Source organism: Paenibacillus sp. V4I5 (assembly GCF_030817255.1).
Lineage (GTDB): Bacteria > Bacillota > Bacilli > Paenibacillales > NBRC-103111 > Paenibacillus_E.
This window is the reverse complement of record NZ_JAUSZB010000002.1, coordinates 1,258,064-1,276,454: the sequence shown is the minus strand read 5'-3', so window position 1 is coordinate 1,276,454 and position 18,391 is coordinate 1,258,064. Positions and strand designations below refer to the sequence as shown.

Below are 18,391 nucleotides of genomic sequence, written 5' to 3'. Positions count from 1 at the left end.
GCTCATCTTTGAATGGCCTCGATAGAGGTTTTCTCATGTCTTTAGAGGAAATCTAATAAATAGAAAAGGGAGGAATCCCGATTGAAAACGAACTTAAATAAAGCTTATATGACAGAAATTCTAGAGCTGCTTCTGCGGACTCCAAGCCCAACTGGTTACACGCACCACATTATGCAAAAAGTTGAACAAGAAGTGAATAAGCTCGGATTTGAGCTTACATATACGAATAAGGGCTGCGGCATTGTGACGATTCCTGGTACCAATCAAAACCGTGTCATTGGCATTTCTGCACACGTGGATACACTCGGCGCTATGGTGCGTTCGATCAAAGATAATGGCACTTTGAAAATCACTTCATTAGGCGGATTTATGATGGGCGCTATTGAAAATGAATATGTTCAAATTCATACGCGCGATGAACGTGTTTATGATGGGACTATCCTGACTTCGAGGCCATCTGTGCATGTGTATGAAGACGCAAGAGAGTATAAACGGGATGAAGCCAACATGGAAGTGCGTATTGATGAGCTTGTAAAGTCCAAGAAAGAGGTACAAGATCTAGGCATTCGAGTGGGGGATTATATTTCGTTCGATCCGCGCGTACAAGTGAAGGAAAATGGCTTCGTGAAGTCGCGTCATTTGGATGATAAAGCGAGTGTTGCTTCCTTATTTGGGCTTTTAAAGCTAATCAAAGATGAGGGCCTGAAGCCTGAATATACGATCAAGCTGTTCTTCTCCAATTATGAAGAGGTTGGTCATGGATCTTCCTTTATCCCTGATGATATTACAGATTTTATTGCTGTAGATATGGGTGCTCTTGGTGATGATTTGAGCGGAAGCGAGCGTGATGTATCGATTTGCGCGAAGGATTCCTCAGGACCCTATGATTATCAGATGACTTCGAAAATGATTGAGTTGGCCGAGAAGCTGGAAATCGGTTATGCCGTTGATATTTATCCGCGATACGGTTCAGATGCATCTGCCGCGCTTAGAGGCGGACGCGATATTCGTGCTGCGTTGATAGGACCAGGTGTTCATGCGTCACATAGCATGGAAAGAACGCATATGGATGCTGTAGTGAATACAGCAGCTCTTCTTGTGGCCTATATCATGGAGCCGGCCCACGCATGAATATACTTAGTGCAGTCAATATAACCAAAACATTCGGCGACAAGGTGCTGTTCGATGATATTTCATTCACGGTGAACGAGAAGCAGCGCATCGGTCTCATTGGCGTGAACGGAACAGGCAAGTCCACGCTGCTGAAACTGCTGGCGGGGCTGGAAACAGCGGATCGCGGCAAGCTCGTGCACGCAAACCATTTCCGCGTGGAATACTTGCCGCAGAACCCGGAGTTCGATCCGAACTCCACGGTTCTGGAGCAAGTATTCCACGGCGATACGCCGCTCATGAAGACGCTGCGCGATTATGAGCTTGCGCTTGCTGAATTGGAGTTGGACGCCTCCAATGAAAAGAAACAAACGCGACTGTTCAGCGCCCAGTCGCGCATGGATGAGCAAGGTGCCTGGGAAGCCAGCACCTTGGCCAAAACCGTGCTGATGAAGCTAGGCATCAGCGAGTTCGACAAGCCCGTCGGCCAGCTGTCCGGCGGTCAGCGCAAACGCATTGCCATGGCGCGTGTTCTCATTCAGCCCGCTGACCTGCTCATTCTCGATGAGCCGACGAACCATATTGATAACGAGACGGCCATCTGGCTCGAGGAATTCCTTAGCAAATGGCGCGGCGCCTTGCTGCTCGTTACCCATGACCGGTACTTCCTAGAGCGGGTAACCACCCGCATTCTAGAGCTGGACCGGGGGAAGATCTACAGCTACGAGGGGAACTACGAGTGGTTCCTCGAGAAGAAGTCGGAGCGGATGGAGTCCGAAGCATCCAGCGAAGATAAGCGGCAGAATCTTTTGCGCCGCGAGTTGGCTTGGCTTCGTCGCGGCGCGAAGGCGCGCACGACCAAACAAAAGGCGCGCATTGGGCGCGCCGAGGAATTACGGGACCGCAAGGTGGACGGTCCCGGGGAGAAGCTTGACATGGCGCTGGCTGGCAGCCGCCTTGGCAAGAAGGTGATGGAGCTGGAAGACGTCACCAAAGCTTTCGAGAGCGGGAAGCCGCTGCTGAGCGGCTTCAGCTACATCGTGATGCCGAGGGATCGCCTCGGTATCATCGGTCCGAATGGCAGCGGCAAATCGACACTGCTGAACATGCTCGCCGGGCGTATTCAACCCGACAGCGGGACGATCGAGACCGGCACGACGGTGAAGCTTGCTTACTACACGCAAGAGAACGTCGAGATGGATGAGAAGATGCGCGTCATCGAGTACATCAAAGAGGCTGCTGAGCAGATCCGCACAGCTGATGGTGAGACGATTTCGGCGTCGCAAATGCTCGAACGCTTCCTCTTTTCGCCAACCCTTCAGTGGTCGCCAATCGGAAAGCTCTCCGGAGGTGAACGGCGCAGACTTTATTTGCTTCGTACACTTATGGGAGAACCCAACGTACTGCTTCTAGATGAGCCGACCAACGACTTGGATATCCAAACTTTGACCATACTGGAAGATTATCTGGATCAATTTCTTGGAGCCGTTATAACGGTTTCCCATGATCGATACTTTTTGGATCGTACGGTTTCGCATCTATTTGCTTTTGATGGCAAAGGTCAGATCGAGCCTTACATTGGTAACTACTCCGATTACTTGGAAGAGAAGCAGGAGCAGGCAGAAGCTGATCAGAATCGGAAAGAGTTGATACGTCATGAAAGCTCTTCCAAGTCTAATGGCGGTTCCAACAAAGCTTCAGCAGCCGTTATTAGTAGTCCTGCTGCAGCAGGGGGCACATCGAATGCGAACCGTCCCAAGAAGCTAACTTTCAAAGAACAGAAGGAATGGGACGAAATTGAGAGTACGATAGCTTCTCTGGAAGACAAAGCGGCTAGCTTGAAAAAGCAAATTGAAGCGGCAGGCAGCGACTTTGACCGTGTTCGCGAACTGTATGAGCAAGAGCAGCAAACGGCAGTGGATTTGGAAGCGGCGATGGAAAGATGGACTTATTTATCTGAGTTGCTAGAGGAAATAGAACGAAACAAGTAGGAGAGACTTCGATCTCCGATCAGGGATCCCAAAAAGGAGAGACTTTAATCTTCGATTAAAGATCCCTATATATGATATGATAGAACAAACTACTATAAAGGCAGGTATGTACTAAACATGATTAATGTTAATAACGTGACGCTTCGTTACGGCAAGAGAGCCTTATTCGAGGATGCCAATATCAAATTCACACCGGGTAACTGCTACGGACTAATCGGAGCAAATGGTGCCGGTAAATCAACTTTTCTGAAAATTCTTTCCGGAGAGATTGAACCTAACACAGGCGAAGTCAACATAACACCTGGCGAGAGAATGGCTGTTTTGAAACAAAATCATTACGAGTTTGACGAAATCGAAGTTTTGAAAACCGTCATGATGGGTCATGCTCGCTTGTTTAAAATTATGGAAGAGAAAGACGCTTTGTATGCCAAAGCTGATTTTACAGAAGAAGATGGCATGAAAGCCGCTGAACTCGAAGGTGAATTCCAGGATCTAGATGGCTGGCAGGCGGAATCGGATGCAGCTGAGCTTCTCATCGGTCTAGGTATCCCGACTTCCATTCATGACACGAAAATGAAAGACCTCGATGGCAATGAGAAAGTACGAGTCCTCTTAGCGCAAGCCTTGTTCGGCAATCCGAATATTTTGCTGCTGGATGAGCCTACCAACCATTTGAACTTAGAGTCCATTCGTTGGCTGGAGAACTTCCTTTCCCGCTTTGAAGGCACTGTTATCGTTGTATCCCATGATCGTCACTTCCTGAACCAAGTATGTACGCATATTGCGGATATTGATTTTGGTAAAATTCAAATGTACGTTGGTAACTACGACTGGTGGTATGAGTCCAGCCAACTGGCACTTCGTTTGACGAGAGACGCGAACAAGAAAACCGAAGAAAAACGTAAAGAGTTGGAAGCCTTTATCGCACGTTTTAGCGCGAATGCGTCCAAATCGAAGCAAGCTACATCCCGTAAAAAACAACTCGAGAAGCTTACTCTTGAAGATATTAGACCATCCAGCCGTAAATATCCGTTCATTCACTTCAAAGGTGAGCGTGAAGCGGGTAAGCAGCTGTTGGCTGTTGAGAAATTGTCCAAAACGATAGATGGCGTAAAAGTGTTAGACAACATCTCGTTTACTATCAATAAAGGGGATAAAGTTGCCTTTGTTGGCCCGGACGGCATCGCCAAAACGACGCTCTTCAAAATCCTGATGGGTGAAATGGAAGCGGATGAGGGTACGTATACATGGGGGATTACAACTTCCCAAGCTTACTTCCCTAAAGACAGCCAAGATTATTTCAACTCTGATTTAACTTTGGTGGATTGGCTTCGTCAATACTCCAAAGACCAAGATGAATCTTTCTTACGCGGCTTCCTAGGCCGTATGCTGTTCTCAGGCGAAGAAGCGCTGAAGAAAGCAAACGTGCTATCGGGTGGAGAGAAAGTACGCTGCATGTTCTCCAAAATGATGCTAAGCGGATCCAATGTCCTCATTCTTGATGAGCCTACGAACCATTTGGATTTGGAATCCATTACAGCACTTAACAATGGTCTTGTTGACTTCGACGGAACGATTCTATTCGTCTCCCATGACCATCAGTTCATCCAAACGATTGCTACACGCATTATGGAAATCACGCCTAAAGGACTCATCGATAAAATGTTCACTTATGATGAATACCTAGAAAGCGAAGATGTGCAAAAACAACGCGAAGCGCAATACGCGTAATGATAAATGAGAAGCGCCCTGACGTATTACTCTCAGGGCGCTTTTGCCTACGCAAAGCGACGTTTAGCTGCCGCCGGTACGACGGCGTTGATTGTTTACTTTTTTAGTCATTTGACTTTTGCCGCTTTGATTATTGTTTCCAGCTTGTTTCGGGTTTGCGCGTGCAGCGGCTTGATCCGCTTTCTTCTGGGCAAGTTTCTGCTTAATGGCATCAGCTAAACTAACTTTCTTGAGGCCTTGTTCTTCACCCAATTGATCTTCAGGCTTGTCTGACATAGGAACACCTTCTTTACGTGGTATGCTTTTAGTATAATCGAATCTAAGAAAAGATGAAAGAAGGTGTACGGGATGTTTGATCCAACGATCTATGACAATATTAAGGTTGTGCTTGAGGGAGCTGTCTATGACTTGGATTTGGACGGTAAAATTATCATCACGCGGCGGCAAGATCAAGTCGATCTATCCTCGATGTCACGCACTTATGCGATTGAATTTGCCCGAAAGATCGATAAACCCAGCAAAGCTGAAATTAACCTGCATGTTCATTTGAGTGATTTAGCAGCTGAAATTTTAGAAAATCCATCAGCCAAGCCAGGCTGTACATTGACCATTAAGCTTTTTACCAAAGTTAAAGACCCAGATATCGAGTGCCCCTATATCGAAGAGCAACTAGGTGCTATTTGGGAGCAGCGTCCCCAAGTCATTCAGCTGCTTTCTTATGAATATGGCCTAGATCCAATTTCCTATCATAATCAAATCACATTATCCTTCGGACGCAAAGTAGATGAAAGTCATATAGATGATTTCCCTCATCTCATTTCTTATGCCGTAGATAGTTTAGCTTGGTTGGATGAAAGATGGAGTTAGTATGCAGGAATTAACTGGGCAGGAGCTGTTAGAGCGACTAGATAGAACGCAAGAGGGTTCTTTTGCTGTTTTTCTGTACACACCTTTTTGCGGTACATGCAAAGTGACGGAACGGATGTTAGACATTATCATGACAATGCTGCCTTCCTTACCGCTTGTAAAGAGTAATATTAACTTTCTTCCTCAAATTACTCGTGAATGGCAAATTAGTAGTGTACCGTGTATAGTCATCATAGAACAGGGAAAAGAGAAAGAATTTATATACCGCATGCAATCGGTGGATGAGCTGTATCGTAAACTGCTGCCTCTTAACCGCATGTGAATTTGAGAAGAATGGAGTTGTTGACGAATGAGTAGTTTTCAAATAGGAGATCGCGTAACTGCGGAGTATAAAACAGGCGCTTATTTTGGTGAGGTTGTAGAGATAAGCAATTCGATGAAAGCGGCAGTCCGCATTCTGGCTGTAAAAGAGCACCCAACACAGGGGGATTTACATAACCCGATGGATCCAAGTGTAGCTTTTTTTCATCAACGACGGGCGTTGTCTTATCAAGAAATTGCACTAATGCCTATTACGACAATACGTCCTTATGCAGGTCAGATTCCAGATTACCAAGATTCTCTGAAGAGAGCGCTACTCACGCAAATCAGTAAGCTGTCGGAAATGGAAGCGTGGGCCCGACGCTCTCTGCAGGAGCTTGATCAGTTACAGAAAGAATATTTTCCAACGAAAGATTAAGAAACTTCCAGATACAATTTCGTGCCGTCGTTATATTTGAAAATGGCGACATCACCAATGATCTCGATCATCGAGATCATTTTTAATTTTTTGCGAAATTCAAAATTCAGCTCAAGTTCCTTGAGTTTACTGGACAACAGTTCCATATGTGATCGTTTATGTGTGAAATTAAGCACGGGGATGGATTTGTTTTTGAATCTAATGGTTAATGCTTGCATGTTAAGCCCTCCTTCGAGTTTTCCTTTGGGAAAACTAACTTCATACGCTTTCATTATGTCTGGTCTACTCATTAAGGATACATTTCAAATGTTAGATATGTTAGGGTCAAACTATTAAAAAAGTTTTAGCAATTTATTATATGTAAAAAATAGCTCTAGTGGGCCAGTTCCTCAAAGATTAATTTGAGCACAAGAGATTGGCTGTTGCGGGGAAGGATAACCACAATTATAATAAGAAAGATTGAAATCTAAACACGTTCTGGAGGATATAGAAATGACAGCTGGAAAGCCCAATTCGTATAGGTATAATAGGTTCCGGAAATATCGGAAATGTACATATGGAAGTGCTGAAGAAAGTGCCGGAGGCTGAAATCACCGCCGTTACGGATGTATTTTTGCCACTTGCTGAAGCTAGAGCAAAAGAACATAACATTGAACGTGTTTATGAAAGTACGGACAAGCTGCTCTCGGACCCATCTATAGATGCGGTAATCATTGCTGTGTCTAATGAATGGCATGCACCTATCGCGGTACAAGCGCTAGAGGCCGGTAAGCACGTCATGCTCGAGAAACCCATGGCATTAAATCTTGCTTCGGCTAAACAAATTGTTGAAGCGGAGCGCAAAGCGGGTAAAGTTCTGATGATTCCGCACCAACTGCGTTGGGATGCCTTATCACTAGCTGTGAAGCAGCAGGTTGAGAAAGGTGCGCTTGGACACATTTATCATGCAAAAGCAGGCTGGTTGAGACGCAAAGGGATTCCTGGCTGGGGAACTTGGTTTACCCAAATGGGGAAATCTGGCGGAGGACCTCTGATTGATCTTGGTGTGCATATGTTGGATTTATCTTTGTATCTGATGGGGAATCCGAAACCTGTATCGGTCTATGGAGCGACCTACGCTGAATTCGGTCCGCGTAAAAAAGGGATTGGATCATGGGGGGCGCCCAACTGGGATGGTCAATATGATGTGGAGGATTTGGCAACGGCTCTGATTAAATTTGACAATGGCGCTACCTTATCTCTGGATGTAAGTTGGGCAGCTCTCATTGAAACAGATAACCAGCCTTATGTTCAGCTGCTTGGAAGTGAAGGCGGTGCCTCGATTCGTGGAACGAAAGGGAAGCTGTTCGCAGAAATGTTCGACCGCGAAGCTGACATTGACCTTACGGTGCCTGAATTCGATGAAGGACCTCGTGTTCGGATGGCGAGACATTTCTTGTCATGTATCGAGAGTGGCTTACAGCCGTTGACATCCGTCATGACGGGCTATACGAATAACTTGATCTTGGATGCGATCTACCGTTCGTCGCAAACGGGTAATGAAGTGAAATTGGACTGGGACATCGAGTAGACAGGGGCTGCAGGAAGTGAATTGGGAGTTATTTAGTATCATCGGAACGATTGCATTCGCGGTGAGTGGTGCCATAGTTGCGATGGAAGAAGAATATGATATATTAGGCGTCTATGTACTCGGACTTGTTACAGCTTTCGGCGGCGGAGTCATACGAAACTTACTGATCGGCAAACCGATTGTCCTGCTATGGGAGCAAGGACTATATTTTCAAATTGCCTTGTTTGCAATGACACTTGTGTTCTGTATGCCAGTTCGATACATCCGAGTATGGAAAACTTGGGAAGCTTTCTTTGATGCGATTGGTTTGGCTGCTTTTTCCATTCAAGGTGCGCTGTATGCAACGAATATGGGACATCCGCTTAGTGCCATTATTGTTGCTGCTGTTCTGACTGGAATTGGCGGAGGGATGGTTCGGGATGTATTAGCGGGACGAAAGCCGCTCGTACTCAAGGATGAAATTTATGCTGTCTGGGGCATGCTGGCTGGCGCGCTAGTCGGACTTGGTTGGACACAAGGCGCTTGGCAATTAGCTGTTCTATTTGTGCTAATCGTGGTTCTTAGAATGTTATCGGTCTTTTATAAATGGAAACTGCCCAAACGATCCTTGCGGGGTGCCATTGGTGAGGCAACACGCAGATCCGATTCGTAGCATAGAGCTATCTAAAGTTCGAAAGGAGGATGGTTAAAATGGAAACATCATTGTTACACCAGCAAAAGATTTCGGCAGAGACGATTGCATCGCGGATTATTTCGGTGAAAGAATTGCTGCAAACGGAGCTTGACATGTATGAGGTGTCTAAGGATGTAGAAACGGGTGAGCATTATCTTCATTATGCTTACATGCATCGAGATTTTACGAACACCGGTGAGCCGGAATCCTTTCATTATTTGCTGCCCATTGACAGTGATGATGTGCTAGGTTTGATATTTGGGGAACAGGGTTATGCCTATCCAGAGCATTGGCACAAATCATTTTTGCGAAATGGTCCAGAGGGATTTTACATTTGGTTTGACCCGTCACATGAATTGCAGCAATCCGAGGATGATGCGATTGCACAGGACCTATTAAATAAGCTGAGAGAATTTCGTGAAAATGGGAATGTAGATCCGGAAGCAGTTCGTAAGTTGCTTGAAGAACTGGATGAAACACGTAATAAAAAGGAATAGCCATGATTGAATGCATTCATATATGTTTTACAGGAGCCAGCTTGCCGATGATTCGGCGGCGGGCTTTTTTTGTTTAGTAAAAATCAGGATAAATGTCCATATTAACTCTAATGGCTTTTGCTTAGGAGAGGAGGGAGAATCATGGATACAGAGTCCTACCATTTTGCTAACTTTGGCACACGTGAAGATTTGCTGGAAGATCTGCGCAGCCTCGAGTCCCGCATGAAGGATGAACTGGGGTATGAAGTCGCCCTGATTGCTTACACGCAAGAAGATGATGAGAGTAAGAAAAGTAAAGTATGAGCTACTAGAAGGGGGGACTATATGAAAAAAACGATGTTCAAAATCGTGGTGACCGCTATACTCGTCTGCCTATCAGCAGGCTGTGCGAGTCCAAAAAATCAAGCAGGCGCAAGTTCTTCTAACCCGAATGCTGGCAGTTGGGATACAGGATTAAGAAACAATGAAAATCCTTCGATGGGTGCAAAGAGTGTTAATCAATCACCGCAGCCTACGATACTTCAACCTACAATAGATAATGTGAAAGCACATATCAACACGCACTTGCAGCTGAATCGGGATTTAGCGGATCAGCTTATTCAAGCAGCACACCTAGGATCTACAGCTGTTGCCGTAACGGATAACAACATTTATGTCGCCGTTGATACGGGAGGCATGCAAGCGATGGGCGCCAATGATGGTGTTAAGATGTTAAGTAAAAATAATGACCCGGAAAATGAAGCAGGCTTATTCGGCTCGGGGGTAGGCGCACAGATGGATTGGCTCTCGGCCAAACCGCTTCCAGCGGAAAGTTCCAATGCCATTCGACATTTGTTAACTCGTATTTATCCGGAAACGAATATTTTCATCTCGTCGAATCCATATTTCGTGAATCGGATGTTGTACTATGATACGCAGCAGCGAAATAATAAACGAATGGATACGTATTTGAATGAATTTAACACGATGGTCCAATATGCGTTCCCAACCTATTCCTCAGGACAAAGAAACGAGTTACCTTAAGGATACTTAAAAAAGCAAAATGCGTAACTATTCCATAGTTGCCCTATAGTCGCTCTCCCTCAGCTGTCTGCTGGGGGTTTTGTCGTATTTATTTGGGTTCTTGAGATGTTTTAATGACTTTATAAAAGGAGTACGACGATGTTAACACATTCCGAGTATTTGAATGCTTGCCACGCGTCTATTAGGATGAATGAGTAATCGGTATAAGGTCCGTGCTTATTGTAGTTCGCGAGAGTGTGATTATGTTCATAAGGATGATGTGATCCAAGCGATTAACTTTGAAACCGCATACGGTTTGGCGCTGTATTATAATGATATCCCTTCCAAACCGAATTGTCCGAAATGCGGAGAATCGATGGCTTTTTATTCTCACTCGATTATTGATGAACCGTGGCTGCCCTGAAAAGCTTGACAATCTAAGCTTTCCTGATAAATAGTAAGAGGACAAAGGGATCAGGAAAGGACCATAAAATCATGATGACAGACACATTACCACAAGAAATACGTGAGCATATAGAGCAGAATAAGCAGCAAAGACAGACAGAACATTCAGCAGAAGAACATAAACTCATTGGAACGGCAGCTTTCGAAGCCCCTAGTAAAGACATATTAACGGATGCCATAATTGCTCTTTACTTGGGCAAAAATGTCTTGTTGAAGGGTCCAACCGGGTCAGGAAAGACGAAGCTGGCTGAGCATGTTTCAGCGTTCTTTGATCAGCCCATGCATGCCGTCAACTGTTCAACTGATCTCGATGCTGAAGCCTTGCTAGGATTCAAAACGCTATCGCACGATGAGCAGGGTCGTACTCAGATTGCCTTCATACCCGGTCCGATCATGAAAGCCATGACGAAGGGACATTTTCTATACATAGACGAAATTAATATGGCCAAGCCGGAAACTTTACCTTTGATCAATGGTGTTTTGGATTATCGTAGATCGATTACGAACCCTTTTACAGGGGACGTCATTACAGCGCATCCGGACTTCCGAGTTGTTGCAGCAATTAATGAAGGCTATATTGGTACAGTACCGCTCAACGAAGCCTTGAAAAACCGCTTTGTAACGATTGATGTTCCCTATTTGCAAGGGGAGACACTGTTTCAACTGCTAAAGAGCAAATCTGTTTTACGGAATGAAAAGCAGCTAAGAACATTCGTACAGTTATCTGCCGATTTACTATCCCTTATTGAAATGGGGCAGCTGCCCGATGAAGCAGGATCGATCCGAGCTCTACTGGATGCTTGCGATTTGACGGCTTATATTCCTCCCATGCGGGCAGTTGCGCGAGCTATTGCTGATAAATTGGAGGATGAAAGGGAGCGTGCAGCCGTGATGAATGCGGCCGAGACGTTATTCTGAGCCAATGTTTGTAGGAAAGCTAAGCTTATTAGAGGATAAAATCGATGCGATGCTCCAAATGCAGCTTGTAGATTTAGGCCGGATGTTCACCAAGCGCAAAGAACTTGAGGTGGAAGCGGCGTTCCATGCTGACTATGAGGAAGCTTCCGCTCGTATAACTGTGAGTCAGTTTTGGCGGGATTATCCTGCGGTTGATAAAACGGCAGGGATGAAGAGTGATGTTTACCTGCGCGGTATCGGTAGTGCTTGGTTTACAGGGGCAGACGCCGTAAAGTCATATCTACACTTTTGCCAAAGTGCGAGTCTCCCGAAGCTGGCTAACACGATCTTTGCTCTATGTGAGGATATGCGGTTAGAGCGTATTTGTCGAGCTCGCAGACCGGGGACTGCCCGCGTATTCGCACATCGGCATCGCATATATAGGGTCTATTTTCAACATAAGCTGCGTACACACCTGAGCAAAGGTGAGTTGGCAGACGCTGTTCTTTTATTGGTATATGGTTGGTTTACAGGGTTGGAATGGCACGCTAGCTTGGAGGATGCTGGTGCTGGTGCTGGACTTTCTGGCCGGTTAGCTCAGCTGTATCCGATTTTGGAGCAGATTGAGGATGCAGCACATACTGCGGAGGTTGCCGCTTGCTGCGAGACGATGATGGACTCGCTGTCTTATTGGCTAGACGGAGATGCGACAGCTGCCTATTTCTGGATGCAGCCGGGCAGCGGAGTGGCGGAGCCGCTGCCTGCAAGGTATAAGGGCGAGCTGAAGCGTGCGAAGCGGCTCGCAAATGATGATGTGCTCCCCGAGCAAGAGGGGGAGCGTCAGATGCCGGGCCAGGAGCGCATGCCGACCTGGCACCGTGAGAGCAGCGACCGCAGCCCGGGGCTGCTACGGTTTGAGTTGGAGCGCGGCTCGCGCACAGCCGCGCAGGGGTCTGCGCCCCGCGAGGGCGACGCGTCCGACCAGGTGCTCGCCATCGCCCAAGGGCGCTCGATGCGCGCGGGGCGCACTGGCGCCGCCTCCGGCGAGCGGCGCGAGAGTGCTGCCGTGCCCGCTGCCGCGGGGCACGGGGAGGGCGCTGTCGCCGCGTATGCGACGGCGACGTGGCTGGCGCCTGAACGGCCGACTGCTGCGCAGGAGGCCGGGTACAGGCGCCTGAGCGAGCGCGCAGCGCCGCTCGCGAAGCCATTGCAGCGTGCCATTCGGCGCACGCTGGAGCAGAAGCGGATCGCCCCACGCGGCGATCGGTTGTTCGGGCGGCTCGACAAGCGGCTAACGCGAGCCGTGACGCAAGAGATGCCGCGCCTCTTTTATAAGAAGCGCGCGCCGGTACCTCAGCTCGACGCGGCGTTCGCGCTGCTCGTCGACTGCTCGGCGTCCATGTATGACAAAATGGACGAAACCAAGCTCGGTCTCGTGCTCTTCCACGAGACCCTCCGATCCTTACGAATCCCGCACGAAATCGTGGGATTCTGGGAGGACGCGGATCGCGTCACGGAGAAGGAAGCGCCGAACCTGTTCCAGGTTGCGGTCGACTTCGGCTCCTCCTTAGCATCCGGAAGCGGCGCGGCTCTGCTGCAGCTTGAGCCTCAGCAAGATAACCGCGACGGCTTCGCGATTCGTCGCATGACGGAACGGCTGCTGCGGCGCACAGAACGGCAGCGCATCCTCTTGGTGTTCTCGGATGGCGAGCCTTCGGCAGCCAATTACAATGATGTCGGTATCCTCGACACCTATGAAGCCGTGCTGCACGCTCGGCGACAAGGTATTGAGGTCATCAGCGTTTTTCTGGCCAGTGGCGCCGTCCACGAAACGGAGAGGATTGCCATGCGCAACATGTATGGGCGCAGTAGTATTGTCGTCCCCAATATAGAGGAGCTCGCCGAGCAGTTGGTGCCCATTTTGCGCAAACTTCTGCTCAAATCTATCTTTTAATGTCGAAATCCTTTACAATAGATCAGGGTATTTTATGTTCATGCCAGATGGAATGCCCTGCTTATCTCCATTTTCTTTTTCTTTACTTACATACATATCAAACCATTATTTGCTTATTTCGACATAACATAAGGGGGATTTCATTTCATGTACGGAGCACCATTATCGAACAAAGCCAAGAAAATTATGCTGCTTGGATCCGGGGAGCTTGGGAAAGAAGTTGTCATCGAAGCGCAGCGTCTAGGGATTGAAACAATCGCTGTTGACCGTTACGCAAATGCACCAGCCATGCAAGTAGCACATCGCAGCCATGTCATTAATATGCTCGATGGGGAGCAGCTTAGAGCTTTGATTGAGCAAGAGCGTCCTGATCTTATCGTACCTGAAATTGAAGCCATTGCTACGCCTGTTCTTGTGGAGCTTGAGAAGGAGGGCTATCGTGTCATTCCTACGGCTACAGCTTCCCGTTTGACCATGGACCGCGAGGGGATTCGCCGCCTTGCTTCAGAGACACTAGAGCTGCGAACAGCAAAGTATGCTTTCGCAAATAGTCTCGAAGAATTACATGCTGCCGTTGCGGAAATTGGAACACCTTGTGTCATTAAGCCGATTATGAGCTCCTCGGGTAAAGGTCAAAGTGTATGCCGAACACCTGAGAATGTGGAACAATCCTGGAACATCGCCATGGAAGGCGGCCGCGCGAAAAACGCTCGTGTGATTGTGGAAGAATTCATTCATTTTGAATCTGAAATTACGTTGTTGACTGTTCGTTCAATCTCAGGTACTACGTATTGTGAGCCGATTGGACACATTCAAAAGGATGGGGATTACATCGAATCGTGGCAGCCTCATGTAATGACGGAACAGCAAATTTCAGACGCCCAGCACATGGCCAAAACCATTACGGACGCGCTCGGAGGCTTCGGGCTTTATGGGGTTGAGCTGTTCCTGACCAAGGAAGGCGTTTATTTCAGTGAAGTCTCGCCTCGTCCACATGACACGGGTATGGTCACGATGGCAACGCAGGATTTGAGCGAATTTGCCTTGCATGCTAGAGCGATTCTGGGACTGCCTATAACTGGTATTCGTCTTTTGACGCCAGGTGCTAGTTATACCCTTAAAGCGGATCGTGAACAGGTAGAGTATTCAATTAGCGGGTTAGAGCAAGCTTTATCCGTACCCAATACGCAGGTTCGCGTCTTCGGTAAGCCGGAGACAAAAGTGGGACGCCGCATGGCTGTTGCGCTGAGTAGTGCAGATACGGTAGAGGAAGCACGAAGCCTTGCGAAGCAAGCGGCTGGATTGCTTAAACTAAACTACGAATAAGATAGGTTACCCAAGTCAAGTCATCATCAGGAGGCAAGCACAATGGAAGCTAAACCAGCAAGACTCTCCCGAACCGTTTTGACAGAAATTATTTTGCCGGCAGACACGAATTATCACAATACCGTGTTTGGCGGTCGCGTGATGCAATATATAGATAAGGTAGCAACGATTGCCTCGATGCGTCATTCGCGAAGAGGTGTCGTTACAGCATCTAGTGATAGCTTAGACTTCTTCGCCCCTGTCAAACTTGGAGAGGCTATTCAGTTGGAGGCCTTTGTTACGTGGACGCATCGAAGTTCGATGGAGGTTTATGTGAAAATCGAGTCGGAGAACCTTCTGACAGGCGAAAAGAAGCGTACTGCGACGGCCTACCTAACCTTCGTGGCGCTGGATGAATATGGACAACCGTGTCCGGTGCCGGAAATCATCCCTGAAACGGATGAAGAAAAACGCCTGTTCGAAACAGCCGAAACTCGATTTGCCGCGCGCAAGCTTCGCAAAGAAGAGCGGAATTTGAACATGTAGTCTTTTTGATTGAAAATACAATTTGCCCTGAAGCGTTGGGCAGTTCCTTACTAGGAACTGTCCTTTTTGTATATTTGGAGGAAATAACTTCGACTACCTTAGCCGTCACTTGATATTATGGTATAATATGCCATAAACAATGATTTGAAGGAGTGAGGACGATAGAACACTATTTGTTCAAACAGCTGGCTTTCGTGAGGGGCCAAACCTTAAAATTGATGGATGGAGTTACCGAAGAAACAGCCGACCGAATTCCCGATGGCTTTCGAAATAATATCCGTTGGCAGCTGGGGCACATTTATGTCGTGCTTGAACGTTTCGCATTTCAATATGTGGGTCTTCCACTTCGTTTGCCAGAAGGGTTCAAGGAGCAGTTTGAGTATGGTACTACGCCTTTAAACTGGCCCAATTCCGCTGCCGTTCCTACCTTGCAAGAGTTGGAGAACTTGCTGAAAGATCAGCAAGAGCGGATACGTGATGTGCTCGGTCATCGCTTAGAGGAGAAAATTGTTCCACCTTACACGACTTCAGCAGGAATGACCTTGGAGACGCCTGAGCAGTTTCTTAGTTTTAATTTGTACCATGAAGGCATGCATATAAGTGTCATTAAACTTTATAAAATTTTATTGCGAGATTCATAGTCATCAGTATAAGCGAACCGATGGCATCAGGACAGATACTCCAAGGGGTGCTGTCCCTTTTTGTTTTGACTTTGTAAAAATAGAGGAATAATTTGTGATTTATTGAATTAAAGAAGGAGTGATAAATCCGTATTTTTTTAATGAAAGAGTTCCTCTGTCTATCAAAAAACTTACGAAGGAGAGGATATACATGGATAAAGTGATTAATTATTATAATAGATTTGACGAATGGGGCCGACTTGATAGAGAACCTATTGAATTTATAGTTAACTGGCACCATATAAGGAGTTTGCTACCGCAGAAAGGGCACATCTTAGATAACGGTGCTGGACCAGGTAAATACTCAGTTGAATTAGCGAAATGCGGTTATGAGGTTACACTAACGGATCTTACCCCGAGATTAGTGGAAATAGCTGGTGAGAAGGCAGTCGAATTGAAGTTAGAGGAGTTTTTCAAAGGTTTTCATATTGTTGATGCAAGAAATTTAGACATTTTCAATGATGAACAATTTGATGCATCATTGATGTTGGGGCCTTTATATCATTTACAGACACCATCGGATCGGGATTCTGCCATACAAGAATTGCATCGAGTTACTAAGCGGGATGGTCTTGTATTTGTGGCATTCATGACTAGGATACGGCATCTAACGACTTCCTTATTATTTCCTCAACACTGGAAACCGAATGATAACATAGAGGATATAAACTCATTTTTAGAAACCGGTATATTTAATCATAAGGACGAAGGAAGATTCACAGGGGCGTATTATTTTAACATAGAAGATATTAATCCTTTCATGGAATCTCATGGATTTGAAAGCCTCAAATTGATTGGGTCATCTAGTATAGCTGGTTCATTTAAGTCAGAGCAATTTGACTATTGGCGTTCTCGTGGCGAAGAAGAATTTCAAGAAGTAATGAATTTGATTTACAAAGAATCTGAGAATCCTCACATATTAGGAGTGTCTTCACATTTATTGTATATCGGTCGAAGAAAGGCGTGATATAACTATGGGTTACATTATGGATTTAAGAAAGATGGTTGGAACAAGACCTTTAATTATGGCCGGTGCTTGTGTCGTTGTTATTCATAATAACTCCATTTTATTAGAGAGAAGAACTGATAATGGCATGTGGGGATTACCAGGAGGATCCTTAGAGCCTGGGGAAACAATGGAACAGGTAGCAAGAAGAGAGTTATTTGAAGAAACCGGTTTACAAGCCAAGAAGCTTGAATTATTAGATGTATTTTCAGGTCAAGAACTGTATTACAAATATCCACACGATGATGAGGTCTATAACGTAGTTGCTGCTTATATATGTGAAGAATTCGATGGAGTTATCAATCAAGATGAGTCAGAAGTAGCAGAAATTAGATTTTTTGCAATTGATGAGATACCTGACAATATTAGTCCTCCAGACAAACCAATACTACATACTTTTTTAACGAGATAGTAAATCTAGAACAAAGATTAGGAGCTTAAATGTCCGAATATTACTGGGATAATAAGATTGAATATTTAAGAAATACGCGAGGGCTGTATTACAATGATGATTATTTGGAATTTTTAGTGAAGACTGTTTGGAAGATTATAAAACCGGTGAACATCATCGATTATGGTTGTGGTTTTGGATATTTGGGGCTTAAACTGTTACCGCTTTTACCCGAAGGATCAACCTATACGGGAATTGACAAGGGAAATGAACTTATTAATACGGCGAAGGAAGTCTTTCAAAATCAGTCTTTCCCATCAGAATTTTACGTGAGTGACATCGAAGAAGTTACAATAGACAGAAAGTATGACATAGCTATGTGCCATGCTTTTTTATTACATATGTCTGATTCAAAGAAAGTACTTCAGAAGATGATTGATTGTGTTTTAGATGATGGAATGGTCATTTGCTTTGAACCACATTGGATTGCTAATATGTCAAACTACTGTCTTGACGAACTGGAGCAGTCTAAAATGGTTAAATTGGGTATTTTGCAAAAATTGTACGAGGGAGATTTTAATCAAAAGGGTAAGGACGGAAATATAGGGATCAAACTACCTATCTATCTCAGTCAATTAGGTTTGAAGAACGTTGAGTGTAGAGTAAGTGATAAGGTTAATTTCTTGGATCAGAATATGGACTTGCTAAGTAAGCAAAGTCTTTATAACTCTTTGAGGGAAGAAGGATTAGGGGAGTTACCTGGAGAGAAAGAGGAATTTCTTCATAATTTAGTGAATCGTGGATTATTGCTTAATGATGCAATGAATCAATATGAGGCTGAGATACTATTTTCAAAGGAATTCGATGATAATTCTTACTTAACATATGCACCAAACATGAAAATTACATTTGGCACTGTGAAGAGATAGAGGAATTAAAGGATATATAAAACAAACTAAACAATCAA

The 18,391-nt window shown here is 45.8% G+C and carries 23 protein-coding genes; 20 read left to right on the top strand and 3 right to left on the bottom strand.

The features are described from left to right. Nucleotides 1-81: 81 nt before the first annotated feature. From QFZ78_RS07975 to QFZ78_RS07965, 3 genes are all read left to right on the top strand, one after another. The gene (locus QFZ78_RS07975) at nucleotides 82-1,131 is read left to right on the top strand and encodes a M42 family metallopeptidase (protein ID WP_307546477.1); all 1,050 of its coding nucleotides are present in this window, start codon (nucleotides 82-84) and stop codon (nucleotides 1,129-1,131) included. Next, nucleotides 1,128-3,101 carry an ABC transporter ATP-binding protein gene (locus QFZ78_RS07970; RefSeq protein ID WP_307546476.1) on the top strand — a complete coding sequence of 658 codons (1,974 nt, stop codon included), beginning with the start codon at nucleotides 1,128-1,130 and terminating at the stop codon, nucleotides 3,099-3,101. The genes QFZ78_RS07975 and QFZ78_RS07970 overlap by 4 nt, the downstream gene beginning before the upstream one ends. 117 nt (nucleotides 3,102-3,218) lie before the next feature. Then, nucleotides 3,219-4,832 (top strand): ABC-F family ATP-binding cassette domain-containing protein, encoded by a 1,614-nt coding sequence (locus tag QFZ78_RS07965; protein WP_307442170.1) that lies wholly within the window; start codon nucleotides 3,219-3,221, stop codon nucleotides 4,830-4,832. 63 nt (nucleotides 4,833-4,895) lie between these two features. Here the strand turns inward: QFZ78_RS07965 and QFZ78_RS07960 are convergent, their stop codons facing one another. Next, nucleotides 4,896-5,108 carry a hypothetical protein gene (locus QFZ78_RS07960; protein WP_307546475.1) on the bottom strand — a complete coding sequence of 71 codons (213 nt, stop codon included), beginning with the start codon at nucleotides 5,106-5,108 and terminating at the stop codon, nucleotides 4,896-4,898. Between the two features lie 72 nt (nucleotides 5,109-5,180). Between QFZ78_RS07960 and QFZ78_RS07955 the strand changes: the two genes are divergently transcribed. From QFZ78_RS07955 to kapB, 3 genes are read left to right on the top strand one after another with little or no spacing between them, the layout of a single operon-like run. Continuing rightward, nucleotides 5,181-5,699 (top strand): hypothetical protein, encoded by a 519-nt coding sequence (locus tag QFZ78_RS07955; RefSeq protein WP_307546474.1) that lies wholly within the window; start codon nucleotides 5,181-5,183, stop codon nucleotides 5,697-5,699. A 1-nt stretch (nucleotide 5,700) separates the two neighbouring features. Further along, a complete protein-coding gene (locus QFZ78_RS07950) occupies nucleotides 5,701-6,021 on the top strand; it encodes a thioredoxin family protein (RefSeq protein ID WP_307546473.1) in 321 nt (106 codons plus the stop codon). A gap of 27 nt (nucleotides 6,022-6,048) precedes the next feature. Further along, on the top strand, nucleotides 6,049-6,438 hold the full coding sequence (gene kapB, locus QFZ78_RS07945; protein ID WP_307546471.1) for a kinase-associated lipoprotein KapB: 390 nt from the start codon (nucleotides 6,049-6,051) through the stop codon (nucleotides 6,436-6,438). Here kapB and QFZ78_RS07940 read toward each other — a convergent pair. Beyond that, nucleotides 6,435-6,656 (bottom strand): hypothetical protein, encoded by a 222-nt coding sequence (locus tag QFZ78_RS07940; protein ID WP_171647013.1) that lies wholly within the window; start codon nucleotides 6,654-6,656, stop codon nucleotides 6,435-6,437. The genes kapB and QFZ78_RS07940 overlap by 4 nt on opposite strands. 281 nt (nucleotides 6,657-6,937) lie before the next feature. Between QFZ78_RS07940 and QFZ78_RS07935 the strand changes: the two genes are divergently transcribed. The 7 genes from QFZ78_RS07935 to QFZ78_RS07905 all read left to right on the top strand — a co-directional run bounded on the left by QFZ78_RS07935 (nucleotide 6,938) and on the right by QFZ78_RS07905 (nucleotide 11,563). Continuing rightward, a complete protein-coding gene (locus QFZ78_RS07935; protein ID WP_307555547.1) occupies nucleotides 6,938-8,008 on the top strand; it encodes a Gfo/Idh/MocA family protein in 1,071 nt (356 codons plus the stop codon). A 16-nt stretch (nucleotides 8,009-8,024) separates the two neighbouring features. After that, on the top strand, nucleotides 8,025-8,660 hold the full coding sequence (locus QFZ78_RS07930) for a trimeric intracellular cation channel family protein (RefSeq protein ID WP_307546470.1): 636 nt from the start codon (nucleotides 8,025-8,027) through the stop codon (nucleotides 8,658-8,660). Nucleotides 8,661-8,698: 38 nt separating this feature from the next. Then, entirely contained in the window at nucleotides 8,699-9,178 is a 480-nt protein-coding gene (locus QFZ78_RS07925; protein ID WP_307546469.1) for a hypothetical protein, read from the top strand. A gap of 141 nt (nucleotides 9,179-9,319) precedes the next feature. After that, a complete protein-coding gene (locus QFZ78_RS07920) occupies nucleotides 9,320-9,481 on the top strand; it encodes a hypothetical protein (RefSeq protein WP_307546468.1) in 162 nt (53 codons plus the stop codon). Between the two features lie 21 nt (nucleotides 9,482-9,502). Next, on the top strand, nucleotides 9,503-10,201 hold the full coding sequence (locus tag QFZ78_RS07915; protein ID WP_307546467.1) for a hypothetical protein: 699 nt from the start codon (nucleotides 9,503-9,505) through the stop codon (nucleotides 10,199-10,201). Between the two features lie 190 nt (nucleotides 10,202-10,391). After that, nucleotides 10,392-10,604: a hypothetical protein gene (locus QFZ78_RS07910; RefSeq protein ID WP_307546466.1), complete on the top strand. Its 213-nt coding sequence runs from the start codon at nucleotides 10,392-10,394 to the stop codon at nucleotides 10,602-10,604. Nucleotides 10,605-10,675: 71 nt separating this feature from the next. Then, nucleotides 10,676-11,563 carry an ATP-binding protein gene (locus tag QFZ78_RS07905; RefSeq protein WP_307546465.1) on the top strand — a complete coding sequence of 296 codons (888 nt, stop codon included), beginning with the start codon at nucleotides 10,676-10,678 and terminating at the stop codon, nucleotides 11,561-11,563. 527 nt (nucleotides 11,564-12,090) lie between these two features. Here QFZ78_RS07905 and QFZ78_RS07900 read toward each other — a convergent pair. Continuing rightward, nucleotides 12,091-12,348 carry a hypothetical protein gene (locus tag QFZ78_RS07900; RefSeq protein WP_307546464.1) on the bottom strand — a complete coding sequence of 86 codons (258 nt, stop codon included), beginning with the start codon at nucleotides 12,346-12,348 and terminating at the stop codon, nucleotides 12,091-12,093. A gap of 38 nt (nucleotides 12,349-12,386) precedes the next feature. Here QFZ78_RS07900 and QFZ78_RS07895 point away from each other — a divergent pair, with 38 nt between their 5' ends. The 7 genes from QFZ78_RS07895 to QFZ78_RS07865 all read left to right on the top strand — a co-directional run bounded on the left by QFZ78_RS07895 (nucleotide 12,387) and on the right by QFZ78_RS07865 (nucleotide 18,353). After that, a complete protein-coding gene (locus tag QFZ78_RS07895) occupies nucleotides 12,387-13,496 on the top strand; it encodes a nitric oxide reductase activation protein NorD (protein ID WP_307546463.1) in 1,110 nt (369 codons plus the stop codon). Nucleotides 13,497-13,643: 147 nt separating this feature from the next. Continuing rightward, a complete protein-coding gene (purT, locus tag QFZ78_RS07890) occupies nucleotides 13,644-14,822 on the top strand; it encodes a formate-dependent phosphoribosylglycinamide formyltransferase (protein ID WP_307546462.1) in 1,179 nt (392 codons plus the stop codon). Between the two features lie 42 nt (nucleotides 14,823-14,864). Beyond that, nucleotides 14,865-15,347, top strand: a complete 483-nt coding sequence (locus QFZ78_RS07885) for an acyl-CoA thioesterase (protein ID WP_307546461.1) — start codon at nucleotides 14,865-14,867, stop codon at nucleotides 15,345-15,347. Nucleotides 15,348-15,499: 152 nt separating this feature from the next. Continuing rightward, entirely contained in the window at nucleotides 15,500-15,988 is a 489-nt protein-coding gene (locus tag QFZ78_RS07880) for a DinB family protein (RefSeq protein WP_307546460.1), read from the top strand. A gap of 190 nt (nucleotides 15,989-16,178) precedes the next feature. Beyond that, nucleotides 16,179-16,994, top strand: a complete 816-nt coding sequence (locus QFZ78_RS07875) for a class I SAM-dependent methyltransferase (RefSeq protein ID WP_307546459.1) — start codon at nucleotides 16,179-16,181, stop codon at nucleotides 16,992-16,994. Between the two features lie 7 nt (nucleotides 16,995-17,001). Further along, nucleotides 17,002-17,445: an NUDIX hydrolase gene (locus tag QFZ78_RS07870; RefSeq protein WP_307546458.1), complete on the top strand. Its 444-nt coding sequence runs from the start codon at nucleotides 17,002-17,004 to the stop codon at nucleotides 17,443-17,445. Nucleotides 17,446-17,474: 29 nt separating this feature from the next. Further along, nucleotides 17,475-18,353 carry a methyltransferase domain-containing protein gene (locus QFZ78_RS07865; RefSeq protein ID WP_307546457.1) on the top strand — a complete coding sequence of 293 codons (879 nt, stop codon included), beginning with the start codon at nucleotides 17,475-17,477 and terminating at the stop codon, nucleotides 18,351-18,353. Nucleotides 18,354-18,391 lie beyond the last annotated feature (38 nt).